This window comes from Frigoribacterium sp. R86507 (assembly GCF_044597695.1).
Taxonomy (GTDB): domain Bacteria; phylum Actinomycetota; class Actinomycetes; order Actinomycetales; family Microbacteriaceae; genus Frigoribacterium.
Genome location: NZ_CP139002.1, coordinates 1,566,191 through 1,589,094, shown reverse-complemented (window position 1 = coordinate 1,589,094; position 22,904 = coordinate 1,566,191). Strand labels below are relative to the sequence as shown.

Genomic DNA, 22,904 nt, shown 5'->3' with positions numbered 1-22,904 from the left:
GGAAACCCGTGACGTCCCGCAAACCCGCGCTGCTGTTGCTGCTGCCGGGCCTCGCCTTCCTGCTGATCGGTTTCGCGGTGCCGTCGCTCGCGATGCTCTTCGCCCCGCCCGGCGTGACCGCCGGCGAGATCGTCGGCCGCCTCGGCCAGATGCTCACCGATCCCTTCGACCTGCGCATCATCGGACGCACCGTCGGGCTCGGCCTCGTCGTGACCGTGATCTGCGTGGCCCTCGGCTTCCCCATCGCCTACCTGCTCGCCCGCTCGACCTCGCGCTGGTCGGGCGTCCTGCTCGCCCTGGCGATCTTCCCGCTGCTGCTCAGCAACGTCGTCCGCACCTTCGGGTGGCTCGTGGTGCTCGGCAAGAACGGCGCCATCGGTCAACTGCTCACGACGCTCGGCCTGGTCGACGAGGCCCCGCAGCTGCTCTACACCGAGCTGGCGATCGTGCTGGGCCTGACGCAGTTGTTCCTGCCGCTCGCGATCATCTCGTGCTACTCGGCGGTGGCCCAGGTCGACCCGGGCCTCGACGACGCCGCCCGCGGGCTCGGCGCGAGCCGCACCCGCACCTTCTGGAGCATCGTCGTCCCCCTCTCGCTGCCCGGCGTCGTCGTCGCCGCGACCCTCGTCTTCGCCGGCTCGGTCACCGCCTACACGACCCCGTACCTCCTCGGCGGCTCGGGCCAGCGCATGCTCGCCACGCAGCTCTTCTCGTACTCGAGCGTGACGATCGACTGGGCCGGGGCCTCGGCCACCGCCCTGATCATGACCGTGCTGGTCTTCGTCGTGTCGGGTCTGTCGTCCCTCGTCGCCCGGAAGGGAGCCACCTCGTGACCACCCGCCGCCCGATCGCCGGCACGCTCGCCGTCGCCGGCTACGTCGTGATGATCGTCCCGATCCTGTTCGTCGTCGCCACCGCGTTCACGAGCGAACGCACCCTGCGCTTCCCGCCCCAGGGGTTCTCGCTGCGCTGGTTCGAGGCCGCGCTCGGCTACGACCCGTTCACCCAGGCCCTCGTCTCGAGCCTCCAGCTCGCCCTGATCGCCACGGTGCTCGCCCTGCTCGTCGGCATCCCCGCGACGCTGGCGATCCATCGAGGCAGGTTGCCGGGCAAAGGGCTCGTCGAGGCGCTGTTCCTGTCGCCGCTGATCGTCCCCGAGCTCGTGGTGGGGCTCGCGCTCTACCAGCAGCTCGTCATCGGGTTCCGGCTCGACAACTTCCCCGTGCTGTTGATCGGGCACACCGTCTTGATGCTGCCCTACGCGGTCCGGGTGACCGGCGCCTCCCTGGCCCTGGCCGACCCCGCCCTCGAGGAGGCCGCCCGCGGGCTCGGCGCCTCGCCCCTCCGGGCCTTCTTCACGGTGACCCTGCCCCTGTTGCGCCCCGGCATCTTCTCGGCGGCGCTGCTCAGCTTCGTCACCTCGTTCAACAACGTCCCCTTGTCGCTGCTGCTGCAGAGCCGCGACTTCCGCACCCTGCCCGTCACGATGCTCGACTACGTGCAGCAGAGCTACGACCCCATGGTCGCGGCGATGGCCACGCTCATCCTCGCGGGGACCGTCGTCATCGCCGTCATCGCCGAACGCACCGTCGGCTTCGCCAAGATCTTCGGAGGCATCAACAGATGAGCACCGCAGCAGAATTCGTCGCCGTCAGCCAGGTCTTCGGGGACTTCACCGCCGTCGACTCGATCGACCTGTCCATCGCCGAGGGCAAGCTCACCACGCTGCTCGGCCCGAGCGGCTGCGGCAAGACGACGAGCCTGCGCATGCTCGCCGGCTACGCCGCCCCGACGTCGGGCACGATCCGCATCGCCGGCGTCGACAGCACGCGCACGCCGCCCGAGAAGCGCGACCTGGGCATGGTGTTCCAGTCGTACGCGCTCTTCCCGCACCTCAGCGTCGCCGACAACGTCGGCTACGGCCTGAAGCTGCGCGGCGTCGACACCGCCGAGCGCCGCCGTCGCGTGATGGAGACCCTCGACCTGGTCGGTCTGGCCCACCTCGCCGGCAGCAAGCCGAAGAAGCTCTCGGGCGGCCAACAACAACGCGTCGCCCTGGCCCGCGCCATCGCCATCCGCCCGAAGCTGCTGCTGCTCGACGAGCCGCTGTCGAACCTCGATGCTCGCCTGCGCGTACAGATGCGCGCCGAGATCCGCCGCATCCAGGGAGAGACGGGCCTCACCGTCGTGCTCGTCACGCACGACCAGGACGAAGCACTCGAGATGAGCGACGACATGGTGCTCATGCGCGCCGGGCGGATCATGCAGCAGGGTTCGCCGCAGCACGTGTTCCCGAACCCGGCGAACCGCTTCGTCGCCGACTTCCTCGGCTACGAGAACTTCGTCACGGCAACCGACGGCACCCTGCTCGCGATCCGCCCCGAGCACCTCGGGGTCACGCCCGAGACCTCCGCAGGAGGCGCGGCGCACGACGGCCTGCACCTCGCCGGGGTCGTCAGCGACGTCGCGTACCGCGGGGTCGACCTGCTCGTCACCGTGAACGCCGTCGACGCCGCGGGGGCGGAGGTGCGACTGCTGTCGGACGTCCGCAGCACGGGCTCCGAGACGGTCGCGATCGGCGACCGGGTGACCGTCACGGCGCCGGCCTCGCGGCTCGTGGCCCTCGCCGACTGATCCGCCCGGTGCGCGGAGCCGCGCGCGCCTCCTCGTGACCCGCCTCCACCGGACCCACCCACCCGCGTTCCACACCGCCCGGTCTCGCCGAGACCGCCCCGAAAGGACACGACCATGACCCCCACCCTCCGCACCCGCCTGGCGATCGTCGCCGGCGTCGCCGCGACGACCCTCGTGCTCGCCGGCTGCTCGGCCGACGGCGGCGGCGAGCCCGACGCCGACACGATCACCGTGAGCACGTTCCCGTTCGGCGTCGAGGAGTTCCAGGAAGCCGTCATCGACCCATTCACCGAGAAGACCGGCATCGAGGTCGTCGTCGACACCGGCTCGAACTCGGACCGCCTGTCGCAGCTGCAGGTCGCGGGCGGGCAGCCCGACGTCGACGTCATGCTGATCTCGGACTACTACGCGGCCCTCGGCCAGGAGGACGACCTCTTCCAGCAGGTGGACGCCTCGGCCGTGCCGTCGCTCGACGAGATCGCCGACTTCGCCAAAGAGGACTCCTACCTCGGCCCGGCCTACAGCTACCAGCTCAACGGCACGATGTACTCCACCGACGAACTGACCGCCGACGAGGCCGCGCAGTGGAGCCTCTACGGCGAGAAGGGCGTCTCGGGCAAGGTCGCCCTGCCGGACATCTCGGTGACGGCCGGCCAGCTGATGGTCTCGGGCGTCGCCGACGAGTACGGCGACGGCCCCTACGACATCGACGCGGCCCTCGACCAGCTCGGCGAGTGGGCCCCCGGCGTGCTGCAGTTCTACAGCTCGTCCACCGAGGTGACCAACCTGCTGACGCAGGGCGAGATCGTCGCCGCCGACTCGCTGAGCGGATTCGCGACCGACCTCGTCGAGTCCGGCGAGCCGATCGCCTGGACGGCGCCGGCCATGGGCCGTTACATGGCCACCAACCGCGCGATGATCCCGACCGGTGCCGAGAACGTCGACGGCGCGAACCAGTTCGTCGACTACCTGCTCTCGGTCGAGGCGCAGACCTCGTCCGCCGAGATCGTCGGCGACCTGCCCGTCAACCCGGGCGCCACGGTGCCCGACACGATCGAGGCCGTCGTGGGTGACATCGCCGCCGACCCGGTCGCCGCGGGCTACTCGACCCTCGACCCGACCGAACTCGTCCCCACCCGCTCGGACTGGGTCGACCGCTTCGCCCGTGAGGTGACCTCGCGCTGATGAGCACCACCCTGCCCCCGGCCTACCTGGACCGCATGCCCAAGGTCGACCTGCACTGCCACCTGATCGGCACCGTCCGGGCGAGCACCTTCGCCGAGCTCGCCCGCCGCGAGGGGCTCGAGCTGCCCGACGAGCCCGAGCGGATCTTCGCCGACATCAACTCGCTGCCGCCCGACCCGGCGCTCTACCGCGACACGCGCATCCCCGTGCCGCAGGGGCGCAGCACCGACGAGCCCGAGGTGTCGTACTCGCTGTTCCAGGCGTCGAACTGGGTCGTCGAGGTGCTGCGCGACGCGGACGACCTCACGCGGATCGTCTACGAGGCCTTCGAGGAGGCGCACCGCACCAGCGGGACCCGTCACCTCGAGCTGTTCTTCGACGCCGTGCCGCCGCACCTCGAGTCGCTCGGCTACGCCGGGTCCGTCGAGGCGTACGCCGAGGGCATCCGGATGGCGGAGCGCGACTTCGGCATGACCGGCCGGATGATCCAGGGCATCGACCGCAGCAAGTCGGGCGAGCACGCGCTCGCCCTCGTGCAGCAGGTCGTCGAGCACCCTCACGAGTACGTCGCGGGCATCGGCCTCGACAACCTCGAGACCTCGGGCCCGCCCGAGCGGTTCGTGGACGCCTACCGCCTGGCCGGCGAGGCCGGGCTCGGCCGCACAGCCCACTCGTCCGAGCACTCCCCCACGGCGGTCAACACGATCACCTGCCTCGACCAGCTCGGCTGCGACCGCATCGACCACGGGTACTACGTGCTCGAGGACGACGAGGTCGTCGCGCGCGTGCGCGACGAGCAGGTGGCGTTCACCGTCGTGTCGACGACCTCGCGACGGTCGTGGCGTCCCTGGCGCCGCGCCTCCATCGAGGCCATGCTCGACGCGGGCCTGAACGTCGTGCCCGCGTCCGACGACCCGGGGATGTTCCCGACGAGCCTCGCCGCCGAGTACCGCATCGTGCACGAGCAGATCGGGGCCACCGCCGACCAGGTGCGCTCGATGGCCTACGCCGGCGTCGACGCCAGCTGGCTGCCCGGCGCCGAGAAGGAGGCGCTGCGGGCGCGGTTCGACCGCGAGCTGGCGGCCCTCGACCTCGAGTTCGGGGTGGCCGGGGTCTGATGCCGGCTCGGGGCGAGCCGCTGCGGGGAAGAGCCGGCGCGGGGCGAGCCGGCGTCGGGCGAGCCGGCGTCGGGCCGACCCGGCCGACCCGACCCCGCGACCCGGCCTACGAGACGACCGTGAGGCGTTGCGTGGGCCGGGTCATCGCCACGTAGAGGCTGGCGTTGCCGCGTCGGCTGGACTGTCGCACCCGCTCGGGGTCGACCACGACGACCGAGTCGAACTCGAGCCCCTTCGACGTCGTCGGGCTCAGCACCGAGATCGGCTTGGTCAACGACGCCGTGCCGGCAGCCACGAGGCCGTCGAACTCGGCCGACAGCACCTCGACCAGCGCCTGGACGGCCTGCTCGGGGGCGATCACCGCGAGCGTGCCCTCGGAGTCGATCTCCCGGTCGGCACGGACGGCCTCGACGGTGGCGCGCACGAAGTCGTCCTTCGAGGAGGCGCCGGTCACCTCGCGCACCGGCCACTCGCTCGACCGCACCGACCGGCTCGGGGTGATCCGCAGCCCGGTCGCCGTCGCGACGTCCTCGGCGTAGGTCACGATCTGCGCCGGCGTCCGGTAGTTGACGGTGAGCTCTTCGAGCCGCCACGGAGCCGAAGTGCCCTGTGCGCCGCCGCCTCGACGACGGCCGAGCAGGGCCTGGAGGGCGCGGTCCCACGAGGTCGCCGACGCCGGGCTCGACGCCTGGGCGATGTCGCCGACGACGGTGAACGACCGCAGCGGGCAGCGCCGTGACAGCAGGCGCCACTGCATGGGCGACAGTTCTTGTGCCTCGTCGACCACCACGTGGCCGAAGGCCCAGGTGCGGTCCCCCGCGGCCCGCTCGGCGGTCGTCATCGACGCCGCGCGCTCGGCGAAGCCCCCGGCGATCTGCTCGGCGCTGACCATGCCCTCGACGCCCATGTTCTCGATGGCGCGCTCGGCGTTCTCGATGTCGCGCTTGCGCTGGGCCTTGCGGGCCAGGCGCTCGGGGTCGACGCCGGACTGGAACTCGCCGAGCAACTCGGCGGCCTCGTCGAGCAGCGGCACGTCGGAGACCGTGAAGCCCGCCCCGCGTTCGCGCCGCAGGAGGGCGCGTTGCTCGGGCGTCCAGCGCGGGGTGATCGAGGCGAGCCAGTTCGGCCGGGCGTACAGGTCTTCGACGAGCTTCTCGGCGCTGAGCGGCAGCCAGGCGGTGTTGAGCAGCACGCGCACGTCGTAGGACTGCCGGATGTCTTCTCGCAGGACGGCCTCGTCGGACTCGTCGACCGTCGTGCCGTGCTCGCGCATCTGGTCGACCAGCTGGCGCGTCAGGGCCGAGAGGGCCGCCTTGTTGAAGGTGACCCGGGCCACGTTGTGGGGTTTGCCGCGCTCTTGGGCCTTGCGCATGGCCTCGCCGACGAGCTCGGGGCGCACCACGAGGCGTTCGCCGTTGATGTCGATGGTCGTCGGCTCGGCCGGGCGGATCTGCCGCGACCGGACCGCGCGACGCATCAGCTCGGCCATCTCGGCGGACCCCTTGAGCGCGGCGACGTCGGGCGCGTCGTCGGTCTGGGCCTCGACGCCCGGGTACAGGCCGCCGAGACTCGACAGGACGACGCCGCTCTCGCCGAGCGAGGGCAGCACCTGTTCGATGTAGCGCAGGAACGACCGCGACGGCCCGACGACGAGCACGCCCGAGCCCTTCAGCCGGTCGCGGTGCGAGTAGAGCAGGTACGCGGCCCGGTGCAGAGCCACGGCCGTCTTGCCCGTGCCGGGGCCGCCCTGGACGACGAGCACGCCGTCGAGCTGCGAACGGATGATGCGGTCTTGTTCGCCCTGGATCGTGGCGACGATGTCGGTCATGCGGCCGGTGCGCTGCGCGGTCAGCGCGGCCATGAGCGCCCCCTCGCCCTGCAACTGCACGTCGTCGCGGTCGAGCAGGTCGGGGTCGAACACCTCGTCCTCGAGACGGGTGACGGTGCGACCCTCGAGGGTCAGGTGGCGACGGGCGCGGGCCCCCATGGGCGTCGCGGCGGTCGCCTGGTAGAAGGCGCTGGCCCCGGGCACGCGCCAGTCGAGCAGGATCGGGTGGTGGGCCTCGTCACGCAGGCCGATGCGGCCGATGTAGCGGTAGCGTCCGCCCTCGCCGGGCTCGGCCGGACGGTCGACGTCGCCGGTCTGACCGAGCAGGTCGGGCGTCTCGAGTTCGAGGCGACCGAACGCGAGCCGCTCGTCGACCGAGCCCAGCTGGACGATGGTGTCTTCGTACAGCCGCGCGTAGGCGTCGCGCTCGCTGCGGCTCTGGTGGTTGCCGCCGACGGTCTCGCGGCGGGTCCGCTCGAGGCGGACGCGGGCGTCGGCCTTCAGCTCGTCGAGGCGTTCGTAGAGGGTGCCCACATAGGCGCGTTCGCGGTCGATCTCGGATGACAACAGGTGTTCGTACCCTTCGGGAAAAGTCGGCACGCCAGTCTAGCTTCCGGCCACCGACGGCGAGCCCGGAATCGGTCCGAGGACGCAGGAGGCGCGCCCGTCCTCGAGGGGACGAGCGCGCCTCCTGGGGTGGTCGCGTCGGAGCCGGGCCTAGAACTCCTCGTGTGTCAGCGGGTCGCCGTCCCACAGCCGACCGCGCTCGAGGCCGCTGATCGACTCGACCTCGTCGGGCGTGAGCTCGAAGTCGAAGACGTCGAGGTTCTCGCGCTGACGACCGGCGTCGGCCGACTTCGGCACGGGGACCGCGCCGAGCTGCACGTGCCAGCGGAGGACGACCTGGGTGGGCGTCTTGCCGTGGGCCTCCGCGATCGCGGTGACGCGTGCCTCGCTCAGGATTTCGCTCTGCTTCGCGAGTGGGCTCCAGCTCTCGGTGACGATGCCCATGCTCTCGTGCACGGCGCGCAACTCGGCCTGCGGGAAGTACGGGTGCAGCTCGATCTGGTTGACCGCGGGCACCACGCCCGTCTCGTCGGCGACGCGCTGCAGATGCTCGGCCGTGAAGTTCGAGACGCCGATCGAGCCGACGAGCCCGTCCTCCTGCAGCCGGACGAAGGCCTTGAACGTCTCGACGTACTTGTCGATCCGCGGCAGCGGCCAGTGGATCAGGTACAGGTCGACGAAGTCGAGGCCGAGGTTCGCCCGGCTCTCGTCGAAGCTCGCCAGGGTCTCGTCGTACCCGTGGTGCCGACCGGGCAGCTTCGTCGTGACGACCAGGTCGTCGCGGGACACGTCGCTCTGACGGATCGCCGCCCCGACGGCCGCCTCGTTGCCGTAGTTCAGCGCCGTGTCGAGCAGACGGTAGCCCGACGAGATCGCCGTGACGACCTGTGCCGTGCCCTCGTCGCCGTTCAGTCCGTAGGTGCCGAGGCCGAGCTGGGGCAGCGTGCGCCCGTCGTTGAGGCCGACCGAGGGGGCGACCGTCATCAGCTGACGCCGAGCAGGTCGATGACGAAGATCAGCGTCTTGCCCGAGAGCGGGTGGCCGCCACCGGCGGGGCCGTAGGCCAGGTGGGGCGGCACGACGAGCTCGCGGCGTCCGCCGACCTTCATGCCGGGGATGCCCTCCTGCCAGCCGCGGACCAGGGCCTGCAGCGGGAAGTTGATGGCCTCGCCGCGGCTCCACGACGAGTCGAACTCTTCGCCGGAGTCGTGCTCGACGCCGAGGTAGTGGACGTTTACGGTCGAGCCGGACTGCGCCTCGGCTCCGTCGCCGACGGTGACGTCGGTGATCTTCAGCTCGGTGGGGGCGGGGCCGGTGGGGGCGTCGATCTCGGGCTTGGTCTGGGGGTCGTGAGTCATGCCGACCATCCAACCACCCCGCCGAGGGGCGGGTCGGCCGCTCGCGTCCTCCCTGCGAGGCTCGAGAAGCCGACCCACGTTCGCACCGAGAACAAGTCATCGATGCGAACACATGGACGCTACTCCCGTGGTGTCGCGCCGCCAAATCGGCCGAGAGCCGGCCCGGACCGGGTCGCGCCGGTCGCGCGGGTCGCGCCGCACGGGCCGCGCCACCCGGGCCTGCGGGAATCTGCACGATCGGCAAGAATGGCAGCTTGTCCGCCACCCCGCCTCCGTCACCGCCGTCGCCCCGCTCTGCGCCGCCGGCCCGTCGCCCGTTGTTCGTCGACGTCACCCCGCTCCGCACCAGCCCCGCCTTCGCCCGGCTGTTCGCGGGCAGCGCCATCAGCGGCATCGGGACGCAGCTCACGCTCGTCGCCGTCGGCCTCGAGATCTTCGAGATCACCCGCTCGACCTTCGCGGTCGCCCTGGTCGGCGTCGTCTCGCTCGTGCCGATGATCCTGGCCGGTCTCTACGGCGGCATGCTCGCCGACGCCTTCGACCGGCGGAAGGTCGCGCTGGTCGCCGCCGTCTTCGCCTGGCTCTCGACCGCGGCCATCGCGCTGCACGCCTACCTCGGACTGCACGAGGTGTGGCTGCTCTATCTGCTGACCACGGTCAACGCCGTGGCGGGCACGATGATCGCGACCTCGCGCGCCTCGATCGTGCCGCGCCTCCTGCCCCGCGAGCTGTTGCCGGCCGCCTCCGCTCTGAGCGGCATCAGCATGGGCCTGATGCTGACCGTCGGGCCCGCGCTGGCCGGCGTGCTGGTCGCGGGCGTGGGGTTCCCGCTGACGTACACGGTCGACGTCGTGCTGTTCTCGACGGCGTTCCTCGGGATCGTCACACTGCCCCCGATCCGACCCGAGGGCGAGACCCAGCGCCCGGGGCTCGAGTCGCTGCGCTTCGGTCTGGCGTTCCTGAAACGGTCGCCGAACATCCGGACGACCTTCGTCATGGACATCGTGGCGATGACCTTCGGCATGCCCCGCGTGCTCTACCCGGTGGTCGGCACGCTCGTGATCGGAGGAGGCGCGGTGACGGTCGGCGTCCTCTCCGCCTCGTTCGCGGTGGGGGCACTGCTGAGCAGCGTCTTCTCGGGACGCCTCGGCCACGTGCGCCGTCAGGGCGTGGCCGTGCGATGGGCGATCACCGCCTACGGGCTCTGCATCGCCTCGTTCGGCGTCGTGTTGCTCGTGACACCGGCCCACGGCGGCGACGTCACGGCGGGACTCGACCAGGCGAACCTGGCCGCCCTCGGCGGGGCGGCGATCGCGCTGGCCGGAGCGGGTGCGAGCGACAACGTCAGCTCGATCTTCCGGTCGACCATCCTGCAGTCGGCCGCGCCCGACGCCATGCGGGGCCGCCTGCAGGGCATCTTCATCGTGGTCGTCACGGGCGGGCCCCGGGTGGGCGACCTGTTCGTCGGACTCGTCGCGGGCATCGCCGTCTTCTGGCCGCCCCTGCTCGGCGGGCTGCTCGTCGTGGCGCTCGTCGCGCTCGTGGCCCGGCTGACCCCTGCCTTCGGACGCTACGACGCCGAGGCGCCGACTCCCTGACCCGAGTCGGCGATGGCAGTCGTCGCGGCGACCGCACCCGAGGTGGGAGGCTTCGCGGCGGCGCGCGTCACCAGCCGGGGCCGGACTGCGGCGACCCGGGATGCTGCGGCACCTGCGGCGGCCACCCCGGGTGCTGCGGGTACCCGACGAAGGCCGTGGGCGGAGCCTGCAGGGCGACACGGCTCGCGGTGAGGGCGGAGAGCAGTTCGGCCTCGTCGCGCTGCACCGCCTCGTCGAGCGCGCGGCGGCCCTTCACCAGTCGCTGGCGGGTGAAGGCCAGGCGCGTGGCGTTCGAGATGAAGACCTTCATGGCGGGTCGGATACCCCGGGACGCGGCCCACGACCTCGCGCGGCGACGACCGGCGCTCGACGAGAGCATGCCGACCTCGTCGGCGCTGAACCAACCCACCGCGGCGTACTCGGCGAGCCGGTCGTGGGTGACCCTCCGCTCGTTGCGGCGCAGGAACACCACGAGCAGCACCATGGCCACGAAGATCGGCACCTGCACGAGCAGGTAGTAGACGAAGAAGCCGTCGCCGACCACGAACAGGGCACCGTTCCACAGCGCGTGCAGTCCCGCCGCGGGGACGAGGCCGACGAAGAACCAGCCGATCGCGCCGTAGGGGCCGGTCCGACGTGCCGCGAGACCGAGGGCGAAGCCGGTGCAGGCCGTGTACATCACGTGCGCGAACGGCGACATCAGGGCGCGCACGAAGAAGACGTAGGCGAGACCCTGGCTGCCCGTCGCGAGGTCTTCTCCGACCTGCAGGGCGAAGTACTGAATGTTCTCGACGAAGGCGAAGCCCGCCGCCACCGTGGCCGCGTAGACGATCCCGTCGACCGGGCCGTCGAAGTGCCGTCGGAAGATCCACAGGACGAGCAGCACCCCGAGCCCCTTCGCCCCCTCCTCGACGAGCGGCGCCTGGACGACCGCCCCGAGGACGTCCCCCAGCTCGCCGGACCTGACGCCGAGCACGGCCCGAGCCGTCTCGAGGGCGTAGTCGACGATCAGCGCCGTTCCCACGGCGACCGCCGCGCCCCAGAGGAACGCGAACAGCAGGGCCACCCGTGGTTCGGGCTCCCACCGGTCGACCAACCAGATGCCGAGCAGCACGATCGTCAACGGGACGAAGGCGAGCAGGCTGCCGGCCAACAGCACCCCGGGCTGCACGAAGACCAGGAAGTACAGGCCGACGGCCAGGGCGAACGTGCCGATCACCGTGAACCCCACGGCGAGCGCCACGGCACTCGCGACCCGGCGGTGCGGGGTCGGCTGCACGAAGACCGGCTGCACGGGGTACCAGACCGGCTCGGGGTTGGCCGCCGGACCCTGGACCGACCAGGTGGGGCCCGCCGCCGGGGTGACGGCGGAGGGATCGGCGTAGGGCGTCAGCGGGCGTCCGTACGCGTCGTGTCCGACGCCGCGGGGATCGGACCAGGTCATCCCCCGACCCTACGGGCTGACGCCGGGGTCGGCGCGGGGTGCGGGACGGGGGGCGGGACGGACCGCGTGACGGGCCGCGACGTCCCGGACCGCCCGGTAATCTCGCAGGATGGCCCCGACGCGTTCCCTGCCCGAGGACCCGTCGCTGTTCCGGTACGTGATCATGCGGGTCTGGCACGATTTCCTGCGCCACCGCACCATCGACGCCGCCGGGTCGCTCACCTTCTTCTCGATGCTCGCCCTGGTGCCCGGCGCGCTCGCGCTCGTCTCGGGGGTCGCCCTGTTCGTCGACGACGGCGACGCCGTGGACGAGATCCTCTCGGTGGCCCGGTACGTCCTGAGCCCCGACGCGATCGAGACCCTGCGCTGGCCGCTCGAGCAGATGCTCAGCCTGTCGAACCCCGGCGTCGCGTTCGGCATCGGCCTCTGGCTCACCCTGTGGTCGTTGTCGGCCTACACGACGGCGTTCGGTCGGGCGATGAACACCGCCTACGAGGTCGAGGAGGGGCGCCGCATCTGGAAGTTCCGCGGCCACATGATGATCGTCACGCTCGTGCTGATGGTGTCATTCGCCGTCATCGCGGTCATCCTGCTCGTGACGCCCACGCTGAGCGACGCGGTCGCCGCCCGCTTCGGCATCGGCCGACCGTGGACCGACCTCTACAACGTCGTCAAGTGGCCCGTGCTCGTGGTCCTGGCCGTCCTCTCGGTCGCGATGCTCTATTTCTTCACGCCCAACGTGCGACCACCGCGCCTGCGCTGGGTGTCGTACGGAGCCATGGTCGCCCTCGGCGGCTGGGCGATCGCGACGGTGGGCTTCGCGGTCTACGTCGCGACGGTGTCGAACTACGACCGCTTCTACGGCTGGGTGGGCGGTGTCGTGGTCGTGTTGCTCTACGCGTACATCAGCAACTTCGTGCTCGTGATCGGCGGCGAGCTCGACAGCGAGATCCTGCGCATGCGCCAGCTGCGTCGGGGGGTGCAGGCCGAGGAGGTCATCCCCCTGCCGCTCCGTGACACCGCGCGCAACCACATCCTGGCGCGGAACCTCGCCTGGGACGTCCGGGTGGGCCGGGCGATCCGCGAGCGAGCCCTGCGCGAGAACGGCGGCGTGCTCGAGCCGGACGAACTGCGGCGCGTCCACCTGCGGGGCGACCGAGACCGGCCGGCCGACGAGCGGCCCCAGGCCGCGCAGCGAGCCGACCAGGTCGACCCGAGCACCCACGCCCCGTCGACGCCTTAGAGGCGCGGACCCTCAGGAGGCGCGGTGCCGGTCGACCGGCGCCGCGCCTCCTGCCCGTGGTCGCGTCAGCCGGCGGTCTCGTCGCCCGGGTTGCGCGCGCCCGTCGTGTTGGCGGCCCGGGCCACCGCCGCGGCGGGGTCCTCGACGTCGATGACGGTGATCGCGCTGGTGATCGGCGCGAGTCCCGAGAGGCGGGCGGGCGACAGCACCTTACGCACCTGCTCGTCGGTCATCAGGCCGGCCGCGACGACGAGCGGCGCGATCGCCGCGTTCGTCGTCAGCGCGGTGTGCGCGATCGCCGCGGCCGCCGTGTAACCGATGTAGGGCGTGAGCGCCGTGACGCTGCCGACGTTCGTCTCGACCTGCTGGGTCAGGCGGGCGCGGTTCGCCTCGATGCCGTCGACGCAGTTGATCCGCAACGTCTGGCAGGCGTAGGTCATCCACTGCAGGCTCTGCATGACCGAGTGGGTGATGACGGGCTCGAACGCGTTGAGCTGCAGCTGCCCGGCCTCGGCGGCCATCGTGACCGTCACGTCGGCCCCGGCCACCGAGAACGCGACCTGGTTGACCACCTCGGGGATCACCGGGTTCACCTTGCCCGGCATGATCGACGACCCGGCCTGGCGCGGCGGCAGCGTGATCTCGCTGATGCCCGCCTGCGGGCCCGACGACAGCAGTCGCAGGTCGTTGCAGATCTTGGACAGCTTGATCGCGCTGCGTTTCAGGGCGCCGCTCAACGTCATGAAGACGCCCGTGTCGCTCGTCGCCTCGATGAGGTCGGGGGCCGTGACGAGGTCCATGCCCGAGAGCGTGCTGAGGTGGCGGCGGACGGCGTCGGCGTAGAGCGGGTCGGCCGTGATTCCCGTGCCGATGGCCGTGGCACCGAGGTTGATCTCGCCGAGCAGCGGCACCACGTCGCGCAGTCGCTGGACGTCTTCGGCCAGGGTGTGCGCGAAGCCCGTGAACTCCTGGCCGAGGGTCATCGGCACGGCGTCCTGCAGCTGGGTGCGGCCGACCTTGAGCACGTCGTGGAACTCGGCGCCCTTGGCGGCGAACGAGTCGGCGAGCAGGTCGAGTTCGACGAGGAGGCGGCGCAGGGTGAGCACCATCGCGATCTTGATCGAGGTGGGATAGGTGTCGTTGGTGCTCTGGCTGCGGTTGACGTCGTCGATCGGGTGGAGGTGGCGGTAGTCGCCCTTGGCGTGGCCGAGCAGCTCGAGGGCGCGGTTGGCGATGACCTCGTTGCTGTTCATGTTCGTCGACGTGCCGGCGCCGCCCTGGATGACCCCCACGGCGAACTGGTCGTGCAGGGCGCCCCCGCGGATCTCTTCGCAGGCGCGTTCGATGGCCTCGGCCTTGACCGGGTCGAGCACGCCGATCTCGACGTTGGCGCGGGCCGCCGCCTGCTTCACCAGCGCGAGGGCCGTGACGAGGTCGGGGTAGACCGAGATCGGCCGCTGCGAGATCGGGAAGTTCTCGAGCGCCCGGGCGGTGTGGATGCCCCAGTAGACGTCGGCGGGGACCTCTCGGCTGCCCAGCGAATCGGTCTCGGTGCGGGTCGGTGCTGCTGTCTCGGTCGTCACGTGTGGTGAGCCTCCGTCGTCAGTCGGGGCCCGGTCGTCGTCGACCGGACGCTTCCGTCGACCCTACCGGCGGGACGGCGGACGGGTCCCTCCCGGGGAGGCGCGGCTCGGCCGCCCGGGACGATCCCGCCCCTGGGGACGAGGCGACCCGAGGGGTGCCGGGTCAGCGGTGGAAGCCCGGGACGATCAGGTAGATGCCGTACAGCACGCCGAGGGCGCAGACCACGAAGCAGGCGTAGCCGGCGGCGGTGCGCACGGGGGTCCGGCCCTCGACCGTCAGGAGGCGCAGGCCGAACGAGTAGAGCGACACGAGCGCGGCGGCGGAGAAGAGCGCGACGAGCGCCACCACGACGAAGGCGGACCAGTCGATCATCAGCGCACCTCGTCGTCGGTCGGCACCGTGCTGCGCGGGGCGGCGACGGGCTCGGGTGGGTCGTCCATGCGGACGAAGGGGGCCTCGACGCCGGACGCCGGGGTGTCGACGCGGCCCTTGCGGACGGCCCGCCGGGCCCGGCGACGCGAGAGCACCGAGGTGGCTGCGACGTCGACCTCGATGGCCGAGCCCTGGTCGTGCGGCCGACGGCGGGAGAGGACGAAGATGCCGGCGATGACGACGGCGCCGACGGCCGCGTCGATCACGAGTCCCGTGACGCCGAGGGTGGCGATGAGGGCCGCGACGGCACCGACGGCCGCCGAGGCGGGGAGCGTGATGAACCAGGCGATGACGATCTTGCCGGCCGTGCCCCACTGGATCTTCGAGCCGCGGCGTCCGAGGCCGGCTCCGATGATCGACCCGCTCGCGACCTGCGTCGTCGACAGCGCGAAGCCCAGGTGGCTCGAGGCCAGAACGGTCGCGGTCGTCGACGCCTCGGCCGAGAAGCCCTGCGTGGGCTTGACCTCGGTGAGGCCGCCGCCCATGGTCTGGATGATGCGCCAGCCGCCCGTGTACGTGCCCAGCGCGATGGCGAAGGCGCAGACCACGACGACCCAGAAGGGCGGGCCGGAGTCGGGCGTGAGCAGCCCGCCGGCGATGAGCGTGAGCGTGATGACGCCCATGGTCTTCTGCGCGTCGTTCGTTCCGTGCGCCAGGGCGACCAACGACGACGTGAAGATCTGGCCGTAGCGGAAGCCGCCCCGCTCGCTCTTGTCGTCACGGCGTCGGGTGATCGTGTAGGCGAGGCGCGTGGCGGTGTACCCGACGACGCCGGCGATCAACGGGGCGAGCAGGGCGGGCAGCACGACCTTCGACAGCACGACGCCGAAGTCCACCGACCCCATGCCGGCACCGACGATCGCCGCACCGATCAACCCGCCGAACAGGGCGTGCGACGAGCTCGACGGCAATCCGCGCAGCCACGTGAACATGTTCCAGACGACGGCGCCGATGAGGCCGGCGAAGATCATCTCGGGGGTGATCTGCACCCCGCCGTCGCCTTCGCGGATGATGCCGCCCGAGACGGTCTTGGCGACCTCGGTGCTGAGGAAGGCCCCGACCAGGTTGAGGATCGCGGCCACCGTGACGGCGACCTTGGGCTTCATCGCTCCGGTCGCGATCGGGGTCGCCATGGCGTTGGCCGTGTCGTGGAACCCGTTCGTGAAGTCGAAGAAGAGTGCCAGTGCGATGACCAGGACGACGATGAGTGTGATGTCCACCGGCCTGAGTGTCACAGCTGGGTGGACGCGGGTCAACTCGGCGGTGACCTGCGGGGTACATCCCGGTGAACGGTGGGTGACGCAGGCTGTCGCACGGCCGTGGGCACGCCTCAGACGTGCGGCACGAAGTCCTGCCAGGCCCGTCGCCGTTCGCCCCGCGGGTCGTGCTCGACACGGTCGCGGGCGTCGATGATGAGGGTGCGCCTCCGGTGCGGGTCGTAGGTCGGCCAGTCGGCGACCGCCCCCGTGCGGACGAACTCGAGCCAACGCGAGCGCGTCCGCGCGGCCGTGCGCAGGAAGGCCCGGCGGCCGCCCAGAAGGCTCATCGCCCACCCGAACGCGGAGCCCATGCGGTCGTAGATCGCCCAGAGCTCGAGACCGTGGAACGCGTCGACCCCGGCCGTGCGCAGGATGCGGGTCGTCGCGTCGAACCGGTAGAACCGGACCGGCTGGTGCAGCGCGTGCCGCTCGGCGACCTTGACGCTCGGGAACCAGAACGCGTAGTCGCCGCCGAAGTCGAGGGCGGCAGGGCGGGCGGGAAGCCCCGGGTAGTGCTTCTTGATCGCCTTCCGCGCCTTCTTCTCGGTCGCGGCGAAGATGGCCCGGATGCGCGGCTTGGTCGTGGCGAGGATGTCTCGGCGCCCGGTGAACACCGACCCCTCGCGGTCGTTCGTGCCGATGATCAACGGCACCGGGTGGGCGCGTCCCGCCTTGAAGGCGTCGAGCGGGCGTTCGGGCAGGAAGTCGCCGTCGATGACCGGGCTGAAGCAGATCGTGCCGGGGTCCTCGTCGGGGATGCGCAGCTGCAGTCGACTGGCCGCCCGGACGATCGCGGTCGTCGGCGCCTCGGCGAGCATCGTCGCCGCGTCGTCGACGCTCGTGGCCTCGAGGTCGTCGTCGTCCAGGTCGTGCGCCAGCAGCTCGAGGAACTCCCCCGCCCAGCGCTGCGTCACGTCCGGCGGGTAGATCGCGTTCGGCGGTGCGCTCTGCGCGACGACCCCGCGGAAGAGTCCGCGAGCGCGCGGCACCGTCATGAGGGTCGTCACGGCGTTGCCACCCGAGCTCTCGCCCGACACGGTCACGCGGTCGGGGTCGCCGCCGAACGCGGCGACGTTGTCGCGGACCCATTCGAGGGCGGCGACCTGGTCGCGCAGCCCGAGGTTGCTGTCGAACGGGCGCTCCGGGGTCGCCCAGTGGCTGAAGTCGAGGTAGCCGAAGGCGCCCAGCCGGTAGTTGAGGCTGACGTAGACGATGCCGCCCTCGCGGACGAGCGTCTCGCCCTGTCTCGGGAACTCGCGCGACGACCCGACGCTGTACGCGCCTCCGTGGACGAACACGAGCACGGGCAGCGCGTCACCCGGCGCGGTGCCGTCCGGCGTGATCACGTTGACCGTCAGGCAGTCCTCGCTGAGGGGCGTGGTGGCGTCGACGCCGACGAACTGCACGCGGTCCTGTGGGGCGGCGGGGCCGAACCGGCCGGCGTCGCGGACGCCCGTCCACGCCGCGGGCGGCTCGGGGGCCCGGAACCGGAGGCGCCCCACGGGTGGTGCCGCGAAGGGGATGCCGCGCCAGGCGAGAACGCCGCGCTCCCGCACGCCGCGGACCTCGCCCGAGCGGGTGGTGCGGACGAGGTCGGGGGCCGGGACGGTCGCCCGGGGCTGTGCGGTCACGCAGCGATGTTACGGGCCGTCGGACGGCCGACCGGGGCCGTTCACCCGACGTTCTCCTAGGGGGTGCCTGGGAGGATGGATCGGACTTTGCAGTCGGTGCACATCGCATGGCTGCCCTCGACGACTGGACGGAGCCCGGCTCACATGGAACTCGGCGAGCTGCTGATCATCTTGACCGGGTCGCTCGTCGTGACCGCCTTCGCCCGCTGGCGGGGTCTGCCCGCACCGCTCCTCACCGTGGGCATCGCTCTGCTCGTGTCGCTGATCCCCGGCGTGCCCGACATCGAGATCGACTCCGAGGTCATCCTGACCGTGGTCCTGCCGCCGCTGCTCTACTCGGCCGCGCTCGACGTCAGCCTGCTGAACTTCCGCGAGAGCCGGGTGCAGATCGCCCGACTGGGCGTGGGCGCCGTGATCGTGACGGCGTTCGCCGTCGGGGGCGTCGCCTACGTGATGATCCCCGACATGACCCTGCCCGCCGCACTCCTCGTCGGGGCCGTGGTCGCGCCTCCCGACGCCGTGTCGGCGGCCGCCATCGGTCGCAAGCTCGGGCTGCCCCGCAAGGTGATGACCGTGCTGTCGGGCGAGAGCCTGATCAACGACGCCGCGTCGCTCACCCTGGTGAAGGTGTTCCTGGCGATCGTGGGCGGTGCGAGCCTCACGCTGTGGGACGACCTCGGCATCTTCGGCCTCGCCATCGGCGTGGGCGTGGCGGTGGGCCTCGCGCTCGGCTTCGTCGCCCACCGGGTGCGGATGCGCATCGACGACCCCGTGGTCGAGAACGTCATCGGCCTGCTGTTGCCGTTCGTCGCCTACATCGCCGCCGAGGAGCTGAGCGGCTCGGGCGTGCTCGCGGTCGTGGCCGCGGGGCTCTACGTGGGCTTCAACTCACCCCGCACGGGCTACGCGACCCGTCTGCAGGAGCGCCCGTTCTGGTCGGCCGCCGACGTCGTGCTCGAGGGCTTCGTCTTCGCGCTGATCGGCCTCCAGCTGCGGGCCGTCGTGATCGACGTCAGTGAGAGCGAGCGTGGCCTCGGACAGAGCGTCGGCGTCGCGCTCGCCGTCCTGGCCGTGGTCGTCCTCGTGCGACCGGTCTTCGTGTTCGGCACCTACTACGCAGCCCGCGCCGGCCGGTACCTCTTCCTCTCGACGGTGCTGCGGAAGCTCCGCCGGGTGCCCGCGCTCCGCCGGCTGCGGCGAGCTCCGGCGCTGCGGACGGTGCGTTACCACCCGCAACCCCGCATGGACTGGCGACAGCTGAGCGTCATCTCGTGGACCGGCATGAGAGGTGTGGTCACCCTCGCCGCGGCCGTGTCGATCCCGGCGGTCACCGAGTCGACCATCCCCGTGCCGGCGCGCGACACGATGTTCCTCATCGCGTTCATCGTCACGGTCGGCACCCTGCTGCTGCAGGGGCTCACGCTGCCGGTCGTCATCCGGGCGCTCGGCGTCCGCGACGACACGCAACGCGACCGCGACCTCGCCGCCGAGCTGGCGGTGTTCGCGACCAGCACCGACGAGACCATGGCCTACGTCGCCGAGCGTCGTGCCGAGTGGGAGAAGCGGTGGGGGCCCGAGCTCACGGAGCGCGCCGTGCAGCTCTCGACGACCCGACTGCTGCGGCAGAACGAGGCGCTGCAACGCACGGCCCTCGACGACGCCGACGAACGGGACGTCTCGGGGGCGACCGCCGCCCAGCGCGCCCGCCGTCGTGCGGCGCCCCAGGCGCTCGGCTCCATCCGGCGCGAGCTGCTCGCCAAACGACGCGAGGTGGTGCTGCGCGAGCGGGACGCCGGCGCCCTCGACGAAGAGGTCATGAGGCGGGTGCTGCTCGGACTCGACGCCGAGGAGCTCGCCATGGACACCTCGGCCTTCACGAGCACGAGGTCGTGACTCCCGCGCGGCGTATCGTGAGCGGCACCGGCGGCGAGACGAGAAGACGACAGAGACCAGGAGGGCGCGGCACCGTGGCGACCACGACGAACCAGACGACCACGGACGCCGAGGGCGGCCCGGCGAAGCCCGAGCCCGGTCGTTACCGCCGCTGGTACTCGACCCTCCACCCGTCGTTGCAGCTGATCGGCCTGCAGCTCTGGCTGCCGCTGTTCTTCATCGTCGGCTTCTGCCTCTGCTACATCGCAGCCTTCCACGCGCCCCATCCGCACGACGTCCCCGTGGCCGTCGTCGGATCGTCGTCGGCCGCCGCCGACCTCCAGACGGGGCTCGACGAGGCCCGCCCCGGCGTGATCGACGTCCGGGCCTACGGTTCCGTCGACGAGGCCGAGCAGGCCGTGCTCGCCGGTCACGTCGCCGTGGCCTACGACCCGGCCGACACCACGATCTACACCGCGAGCGCCCACCAGTACCAGGTCGCCGCCCTCATCCCGGCGACGATCACCCCCGTGCTCGAGGCCCAGGGGGTCACGCCCACCGTCACCGACCTGGCCCCCCTGCCCGCGAACGACGAGTACGGCACCGTGTCGATGTACCTGATGCTCTCGTGGTGCATCGGCGGCTACATGGTCGCGATGTTCATCGGGCTGATGGGCGCCCCGCTGCGCCACCGCACCCGGATGACGGTGATCGGCGTCGGGGGCGGCGTGATCTCGCTCGTGACGAACGTGCTCGCGGGGCCGGTGATCGGGGCCGTCGACGGGCACTTCGTGCCGCTCTTCTTCATCGCCTGGGCCTGGATCATCGCGATCGGCCTCGCGGTCAACGGCATCAGCTACTTCGTCGGACGGTTCGTCGCCCTGCCCGCCATGATCGTCTTCGTCTTCCTGTCCATGCCGTCGTCCGGCGCCGCCTACCCCGCGTGGTTCATGCCCCAACCGTTCGCGTGGCTCAACGCCGTCGTGGTCGGCAGCGGCATCACCGAGATGCTCAAGCGCGTGCTCTACGGCGTGGGCCCCGGCTACGGCCGCGGCGTGACGATGATGCTCTGCTACGCCGCACTCGGCATCGTGCTGATGATCGTCGGCAAGCGCTGGTGGGAGAACCGCCGCATCGCCCGCATCGTGTCGGGGCGCACCACGATGTTCGCCGACGCCCAGAACGCGAACCGCGAGTTCCTCATCGCCGAGCGCGACGAGGTGCTCGCCCGCCACGGCCTCGTGGCGACGGACACGGGCACGATCAACACGATCCCGGAGGACGAACGCGGCGATCTCGGCGATGCCGGCGAGCGGGGCGACATGTTCCTCGGCGCACCCGGGGGGCTCGAGAACGACGAACTCTCGACGCGACCCGTGCGGGTCGTGCCGAGCGACCGGGCCGGGTCGGCGCACCCCGGGCATGACGGCGGCGCGGCGCGCTGAGGCGGTACCCTCGACGCTCGTGACCACGAACACCCTGCACCGTCTGCTCGTCGCCCTCGTCGTCCTGCTGCTCGTCGCGGCCGGAACCCTCTACGTGCTCTCGGTCACGCTGGCACCACAGGGTGGTCCCGACGTCGCGGCGCGCTTCGTCGGCTACGCCTGGATCGCGGTCGTCGGTGCCGTGCTCACGGGCGTCGTCGACTTCTTCGTGCGGGCGGGCCTGTCCCGCACCAGGACTCGACGCGGGCGCTGACCCCGCGCCGGTGACGTGCCGATCTCAGACGAGTCGGGCCTCGGCGGCCGACGCACGCCTCTCGGCCAGCTCGATCGCCGCGAAGCGTTCGATGCGGTGCCACCGCGCGGCCGTTGCGGCCATGCCCGCGACGAGGGCGACCACGCCGAGGCTCGAGAGCGCCAGCAGGATGCCGCCGAACGCCGCTCCGACCACGACGGCGACGAGGCCGAGGGCCCAGGCGACCGCGGGCAGCCACAGCGGCAGCGTCAGGTGACGGGCCGCCCCGGCGGTGCCGGCCAGGGGCCGCATCGTGGTGGTGGTGAGGCCGTCGTAGCTGGTCATGTCGCTCCCCGTGAGATCCGTCCGACGGCGGGGGTGTCCCCCGAGATCCGTCTCGGGTCCGACCCTAAGCGGGGCGCGCCGCCGCCGCGCCCCCCTCTGCGAGGGCCACGCGTCCCGGCCGGAACGCCTCAGGGACCGGCGTGTCCGGCAGGAAGAGGGGCGTCGGAGGCCACCGTCGCGAGGTCGGCCGCGAACACGAACGTCCGGGCGACCTGTCCCCCGGCGAGCACGCCGGGCAGCCAGTGCGACGCGTCGTCCCACATCTCGTCCAGGGGCAGGTCGTCGAGGTCGAACCACCGCGGCACCAGCTCGTCGCTCTCGGCCGGTTCGCCGCGCCACGTGGTGACGACGAAGACCGTCGACCGCTGGCTCCAGCTCTCGCGGTGCGGGAAGAGGTAGAGCAGGTCACCCCGCCGGTCGAGGTCGGACGCGACCACCTCGACGCCGCTCTCCTCCGCGATCTCGCGGACCACCGCCTCCTCGACCCCCTCGCCCGGCTCGAGCTTGCCGCCGAGGCCGACCCAGCGCCCCGTGCCGAGTCCGCGCTTCTTGCGACCCAGCAGCACCTGCGTGCGGCCCTCGTGTTCACGCAACAGGTAGGCGACGCAGACGCGGTAGACCGGCATGACGGCAGGCTATCGGCTGCCGTCCCGCCCGGAGGACCGACGGCAGGAGGCGCGGGGCGCGTCCCCGGGAACGGCTCGGCGGCTCGCGCGTAGGCTCGTCGGCATGTCCGAAGCACGATCGAGCGGGAGGCGACGCCCCGGGCCGGAGTTCCGCGGTGCCGGTCGCAGCCTCGAGGTGCTGCGAGCCGAGGCCCACGACGAGCTCTCCGCCCTCATCGAGCTGCGCTGCCGCAACGGCGAGGACCCCTGGGACGTCATCCCCGGTCTGCCCACCGTCGACGAACAGGTCGTCATCTCGCTGCGGGCCGACGCCCTCGGCACCGACGGCGTACCGACCGCGACGGGGCTCGGCCTCGCCGACGAACTCGGCTACCTGCGCACCATCGCCCTCTGGCACCCCGAGTTGTCGCGCGCCGTCTGGTCGCTCATGGGTCGGCTCGACGACGCCTCTCGCTGACCGTCGATCCCCCGGCCCGTCTGTCGGTGGTGCGCCGTAGCGTGTG

21 protein-coding genes are annotated in these 22,904 nt (G+C 71.7%); 11 read left to right on the top strand and 10 right to left on the bottom strand.

What is annotated here, in order from left to right; translation table 11 throughout:
* Positions 1-8 precede the first annotated feature (8 nt).
* From SJY14_RS07560 to SJY14_RS07540, 5 genes are all read left to right on the top strand, one after another.
* Entirely contained in the window at positions 9-833 is an 825-nt protein-coding gene (locus SJY14_RS07560) for an ABC transporter permease (RefSeq protein WP_071257252.1), read from the top strand.
* The gene (locus SJY14_RS07555) at positions 830-1,627 is read left to right on the top strand and encodes an ABC transporter permease (protein WP_396600190.1); all 798 of its coding nucleotides are present in this window, start codon (positions 830-832) and stop codon (positions 1,625-1,627) included. Before SJY14_RS07560 ends, SJY14_RS07555 begins: the two co-directional genes overlap by 4 nt.
* Positions 1,624-2,634: an ABC transporter ATP-binding protein gene (locus tag SJY14_RS07550; RefSeq protein WP_396600189.1), complete on the top strand. Its 1,011-nt coding sequence runs from the start codon at positions 1,624-1,626 to the stop codon at positions 2,632-2,634. The genes SJY14_RS07555 and SJY14_RS07550 overlap by 4 nt, the downstream gene beginning before the upstream one ends.
* A gap of 114 nt (positions 2,635-2,748) precedes the next feature.
* Positions 2,749-3,819, top strand: a complete 1,071-nt coding sequence (locus SJY14_RS07545) for an extracellular solute-binding protein (protein WP_396600188.1) — start codon at positions 2,749-2,751, stop codon at positions 3,817-3,819.
* Complete coding sequence (locus tag SJY14_RS07540; protein WP_396600187.1) at positions 3,819-4,937, top strand: adenosine deaminase; 1,119 nt, start codon at positions 3,819-3,821, stop codon at positions 4,935-4,937. The genes SJY14_RS07545 and SJY14_RS07540 overlap by 1 nt, the downstream gene beginning before the upstream one ends.
* Before the next feature lie 106 nt (positions 4,938-5,043).
* On the opposite strand, the gene SJY14_RS07535 is transcribed toward SJY14_RS07540, so the two are convergent.
* The 3 genes from SJY14_RS07535 to SJY14_RS07525 all read right to left on the bottom strand — a co-directional run bounded on the left by SJY14_RS07535 (position 5,044) and on the right by SJY14_RS07525 (position 8,690).
* A complete protein-coding gene (locus tag SJY14_RS07535) occupies positions 5,044-7,335 on the bottom strand; it encodes a UvrD-helicase domain-containing protein (RefSeq protein WP_071257368.1) in 2,292 nt (763 codons plus the stop codon).
* 147 nt (positions 7,336-7,482) lie between these two features.
* On the bottom strand, positions 7,483-8,316 hold the full coding sequence (locus SJY14_RS07530) for an aldo/keto reductase (RefSeq protein ID WP_396600186.1): 834 nt from the start codon (positions 8,314-8,316) through the stop codon (positions 7,483-7,485).
* On the bottom strand, positions 8,316-8,690 hold the full coding sequence (locus SJY14_RS07525) for an FKBP-type peptidyl-prolyl cis-trans isomerase (RefSeq protein ID WP_054144963.1): 375 nt from the start codon (positions 8,688-8,690) through the stop codon (positions 8,316-8,318). Before SJY14_RS07525 ends, SJY14_RS07530 begins: the two co-directional genes overlap by 1 nt.
* Before the next feature lie 254 nt (positions 8,691-8,944).
* On the opposite strand from SJY14_RS07525, the gene SJY14_RS07520 reads away from it, so the two are divergent.
* Entirely contained in the window at positions 8,945-10,288 is a 1,344-nt protein-coding gene (locus tag SJY14_RS07520; protein WP_255364317.1) for an MFS transporter, read from the top strand.
* A 67-nt stretch (positions 10,289-10,355) separates the two neighbouring features.
* On the opposite strand, the gene SJY14_RS07515 is transcribed toward SJY14_RS07520, so the two are convergent.
* Positions 10,356-11,732, bottom strand: coding sequence for a PrsW family intramembrane metalloprotease (locus SJY14_RS07515; RefSeq protein WP_071257243.1), 1,377 nt, complete (start codon positions 11,730-11,732; stop codon positions 10,356-10,358).
* Between the two features lie 109 nt (positions 11,733-11,841).
* On the opposite strand from SJY14_RS07515, the gene SJY14_RS07510 reads away from it, so the two are divergent.
* A complete protein-coding gene (locus SJY14_RS07510) occupies positions 11,842-12,975 on the top strand; it encodes a YihY/virulence factor BrkB family protein (protein WP_071257240.1) in 1,134 nt (377 codons plus the stop codon).
* Positions 12,976-13,040: 65 nt separating this feature from the next.
* Here the strand turns inward: SJY14_RS07510 and SJY14_RS07505 are convergent, their stop codons facing one another.
* From SJY14_RS07505 to SJY14_RS07490, 4 genes are all read right to left on the bottom strand, one after another.
* Complete coding sequence (locus SJY14_RS07505; RefSeq protein WP_071257237.1) at positions 13,041-14,558, bottom strand: aspartate ammonia-lyase; 1,518 nt, start codon at positions 14,556-14,558, stop codon at positions 13,041-13,043.
* A 163-nt stretch (positions 14,559-14,721) separates the two neighbouring features.
* Positions 14,722-14,931, bottom strand: coding sequence for a hypothetical protein (locus SJY14_RS07500; protein ID WP_043596441.1), 210 nt, complete (start codon positions 14,929-14,931; stop codon positions 14,722-14,724).
* A complete protein-coding gene (locus SJY14_RS07495; protein ID WP_396600185.1) occupies positions 14,931-16,211 on the bottom strand; it encodes an anion permease in 1,281 nt (426 codons plus the stop codon). Before SJY14_RS07495 ends, SJY14_RS07500 begins: the two co-directional genes overlap by 1 nt.
* Positions 16,212-16,321: 110 nt before the next feature.
* Complete coding sequence (locus tag SJY14_RS07490; protein ID WP_071257234.1) at positions 16,322-17,881, bottom strand: carboxylesterase/lipase family protein; 1,560 nt, start codon at positions 17,879-17,881, stop codon at positions 16,322-16,324.
* Between the two features lie 144 nt (positions 17,882-18,025).
* Here SJY14_RS07490 and SJY14_RS07485 point away from each other — a divergent pair, with 144 nt between their 5' ends.
* The 3 genes from SJY14_RS07485 to SJY14_RS07475 all read left to right on the top strand — a co-directional run bounded on the left by SJY14_RS07485 (position 18,026) and on the right by SJY14_RS07475 (position 21,451).
* The gene (locus SJY14_RS07485) at positions 18,026-19,774 is read left to right on the top strand and encodes a sodium:proton antiporter (RefSeq protein ID WP_054144951.1); all 1,749 of its coding nucleotides are present in this window, start codon (positions 18,026-18,028) and stop codon (positions 19,772-19,774) included.
* A gap of 74 nt (positions 19,775-19,848) precedes the next feature.
* Positions 19,849-21,198, top strand: a complete 1,350-nt coding sequence (locus tag SJY14_RS07480) for an ABC transporter permease (protein ID WP_071257231.1) — start codon at positions 19,849-19,851, stop codon at positions 21,196-21,198.
* A gap of 19 nt (positions 21,199-21,217) precedes the next feature.
* On the top strand, positions 21,218-21,451 hold the full coding sequence (locus tag SJY14_RS07475; protein WP_054144953.1) for a hypothetical protein: 234 nt from the start codon (positions 21,218-21,220) through the stop codon (positions 21,449-21,451).
* 24 nt (positions 21,452-21,475) lie between these two features.
* On the opposite strand, the gene SJY14_RS07470 is transcribed toward SJY14_RS07475, so the two are convergent.
* Positions 21,476-21,775 (bottom strand): hypothetical protein, encoded by a 300-nt coding sequence (locus SJY14_RS07470; RefSeq protein ID WP_071257226.1) that lies wholly within the window; start codon positions 21,773-21,775, stop codon positions 21,476-21,478.
* 128 nt (positions 21,776-21,903) lie between these two features.
* A complete protein-coding gene (locus tag SJY14_RS07465) occupies positions 21,904-22,401 on the bottom strand; it encodes an 8-oxo-dGTP diphosphatase (RefSeq protein ID WP_071257224.1) in 498 nt (165 codons plus the stop codon).
* A gap of 103 nt (positions 22,402-22,504) precedes the next feature.
* Between SJY14_RS07465 and SJY14_RS07460 the strand changes: the two genes are divergently transcribed.
* Entirely contained in the window at positions 22,505-22,858 is a 354-nt protein-coding gene (locus SJY14_RS07460) for a hypothetical protein (RefSeq protein WP_043596433.1), read from the top strand.
* Positions 22,859-22,904 lie beyond the last annotated feature (46 nt).

Coding starts and splice junctions, on each gene's coding strand:
- SJY14_RS07550 (WP_396600189.1), top strand. CDS start 1,624: ATGAGCACCGCAGCAGAATTCGTCGCCGTCAGCCAGGTCTTCGGGGAC.
- SJY14_RS07545 (WP_396600188.1), top strand. CDS start 2,749: ATGACCCCCACCCTCCGCACCCGCCTGGCGATCGTCGCCGGCGTCGCC.
- SJY14_RS07540 (WP_396600187.1), top strand. CDS start 3,819: ATGAGCACCACCCTGCCCCCGGCCTACCTGGACCGCATGCCCAAGGTC.
- SJY14_RS07530 (WP_396600186.1), bottom strand. CDS start 8,316: ATGACGGTCGCCCCCTCGGTCGGCCTCAACGACGGGCGCACGCTGCCC.
- SJY14_RS07525 (WP_054144963.1), bottom strand. CDS start 8,690: ATGACTCACGACCCCCAGACCAAGCCCGAGATCGACGCCCCCACCGGC.
- SJY14_RS07515 (WP_071257243.1), bottom strand. CDS start 11,732: ATGACCTGGTCCGATCCCCGCGGCGTCGGACACGACGCGTACGGACGC.
- SJY14_RS07510 (WP_071257240.1), top strand. CDS start 11,842: ATGGCCCCGACGCGTTCCCTGCCCGAGGACCCGTCGCTGTTCCGGTAC.
- SJY14_RS07500 (WP_043596441.1), bottom strand. CDS start 14,931: ATGATCGACTGGTCCGCCTTCGTCGTGGTGGCGCTCGTCGCGCTCTTC.
- SJY14_RS07485 (WP_054144951.1), top strand. CDS start 18,026: ATGGAACTCGGCGAGCTGCTGATCATCTTGACCGGGTCGCTCGTCGTG.
- SJY14_RS07470 (WP_071257226.1), bottom strand. CDS start 21,775: ATGACCAGCTACGACGGCCTCACCACCACCACGATGCGGCCCCTGGCC.
- SJY14_RS07465 (WP_071257224.1), bottom strand. CDS start 22,401: ATGCCGGTCTACCGCGTCTGCGTCGCCTACCTGTTGCGTGAACACGAG.
- SJY14_RS07460 (WP_043596433.1), top strand. CDS start 22,505: ATGTCCGAAGCACGATCGAGCGGGAGGCGACGCCCCGGGCCGGAGTTC.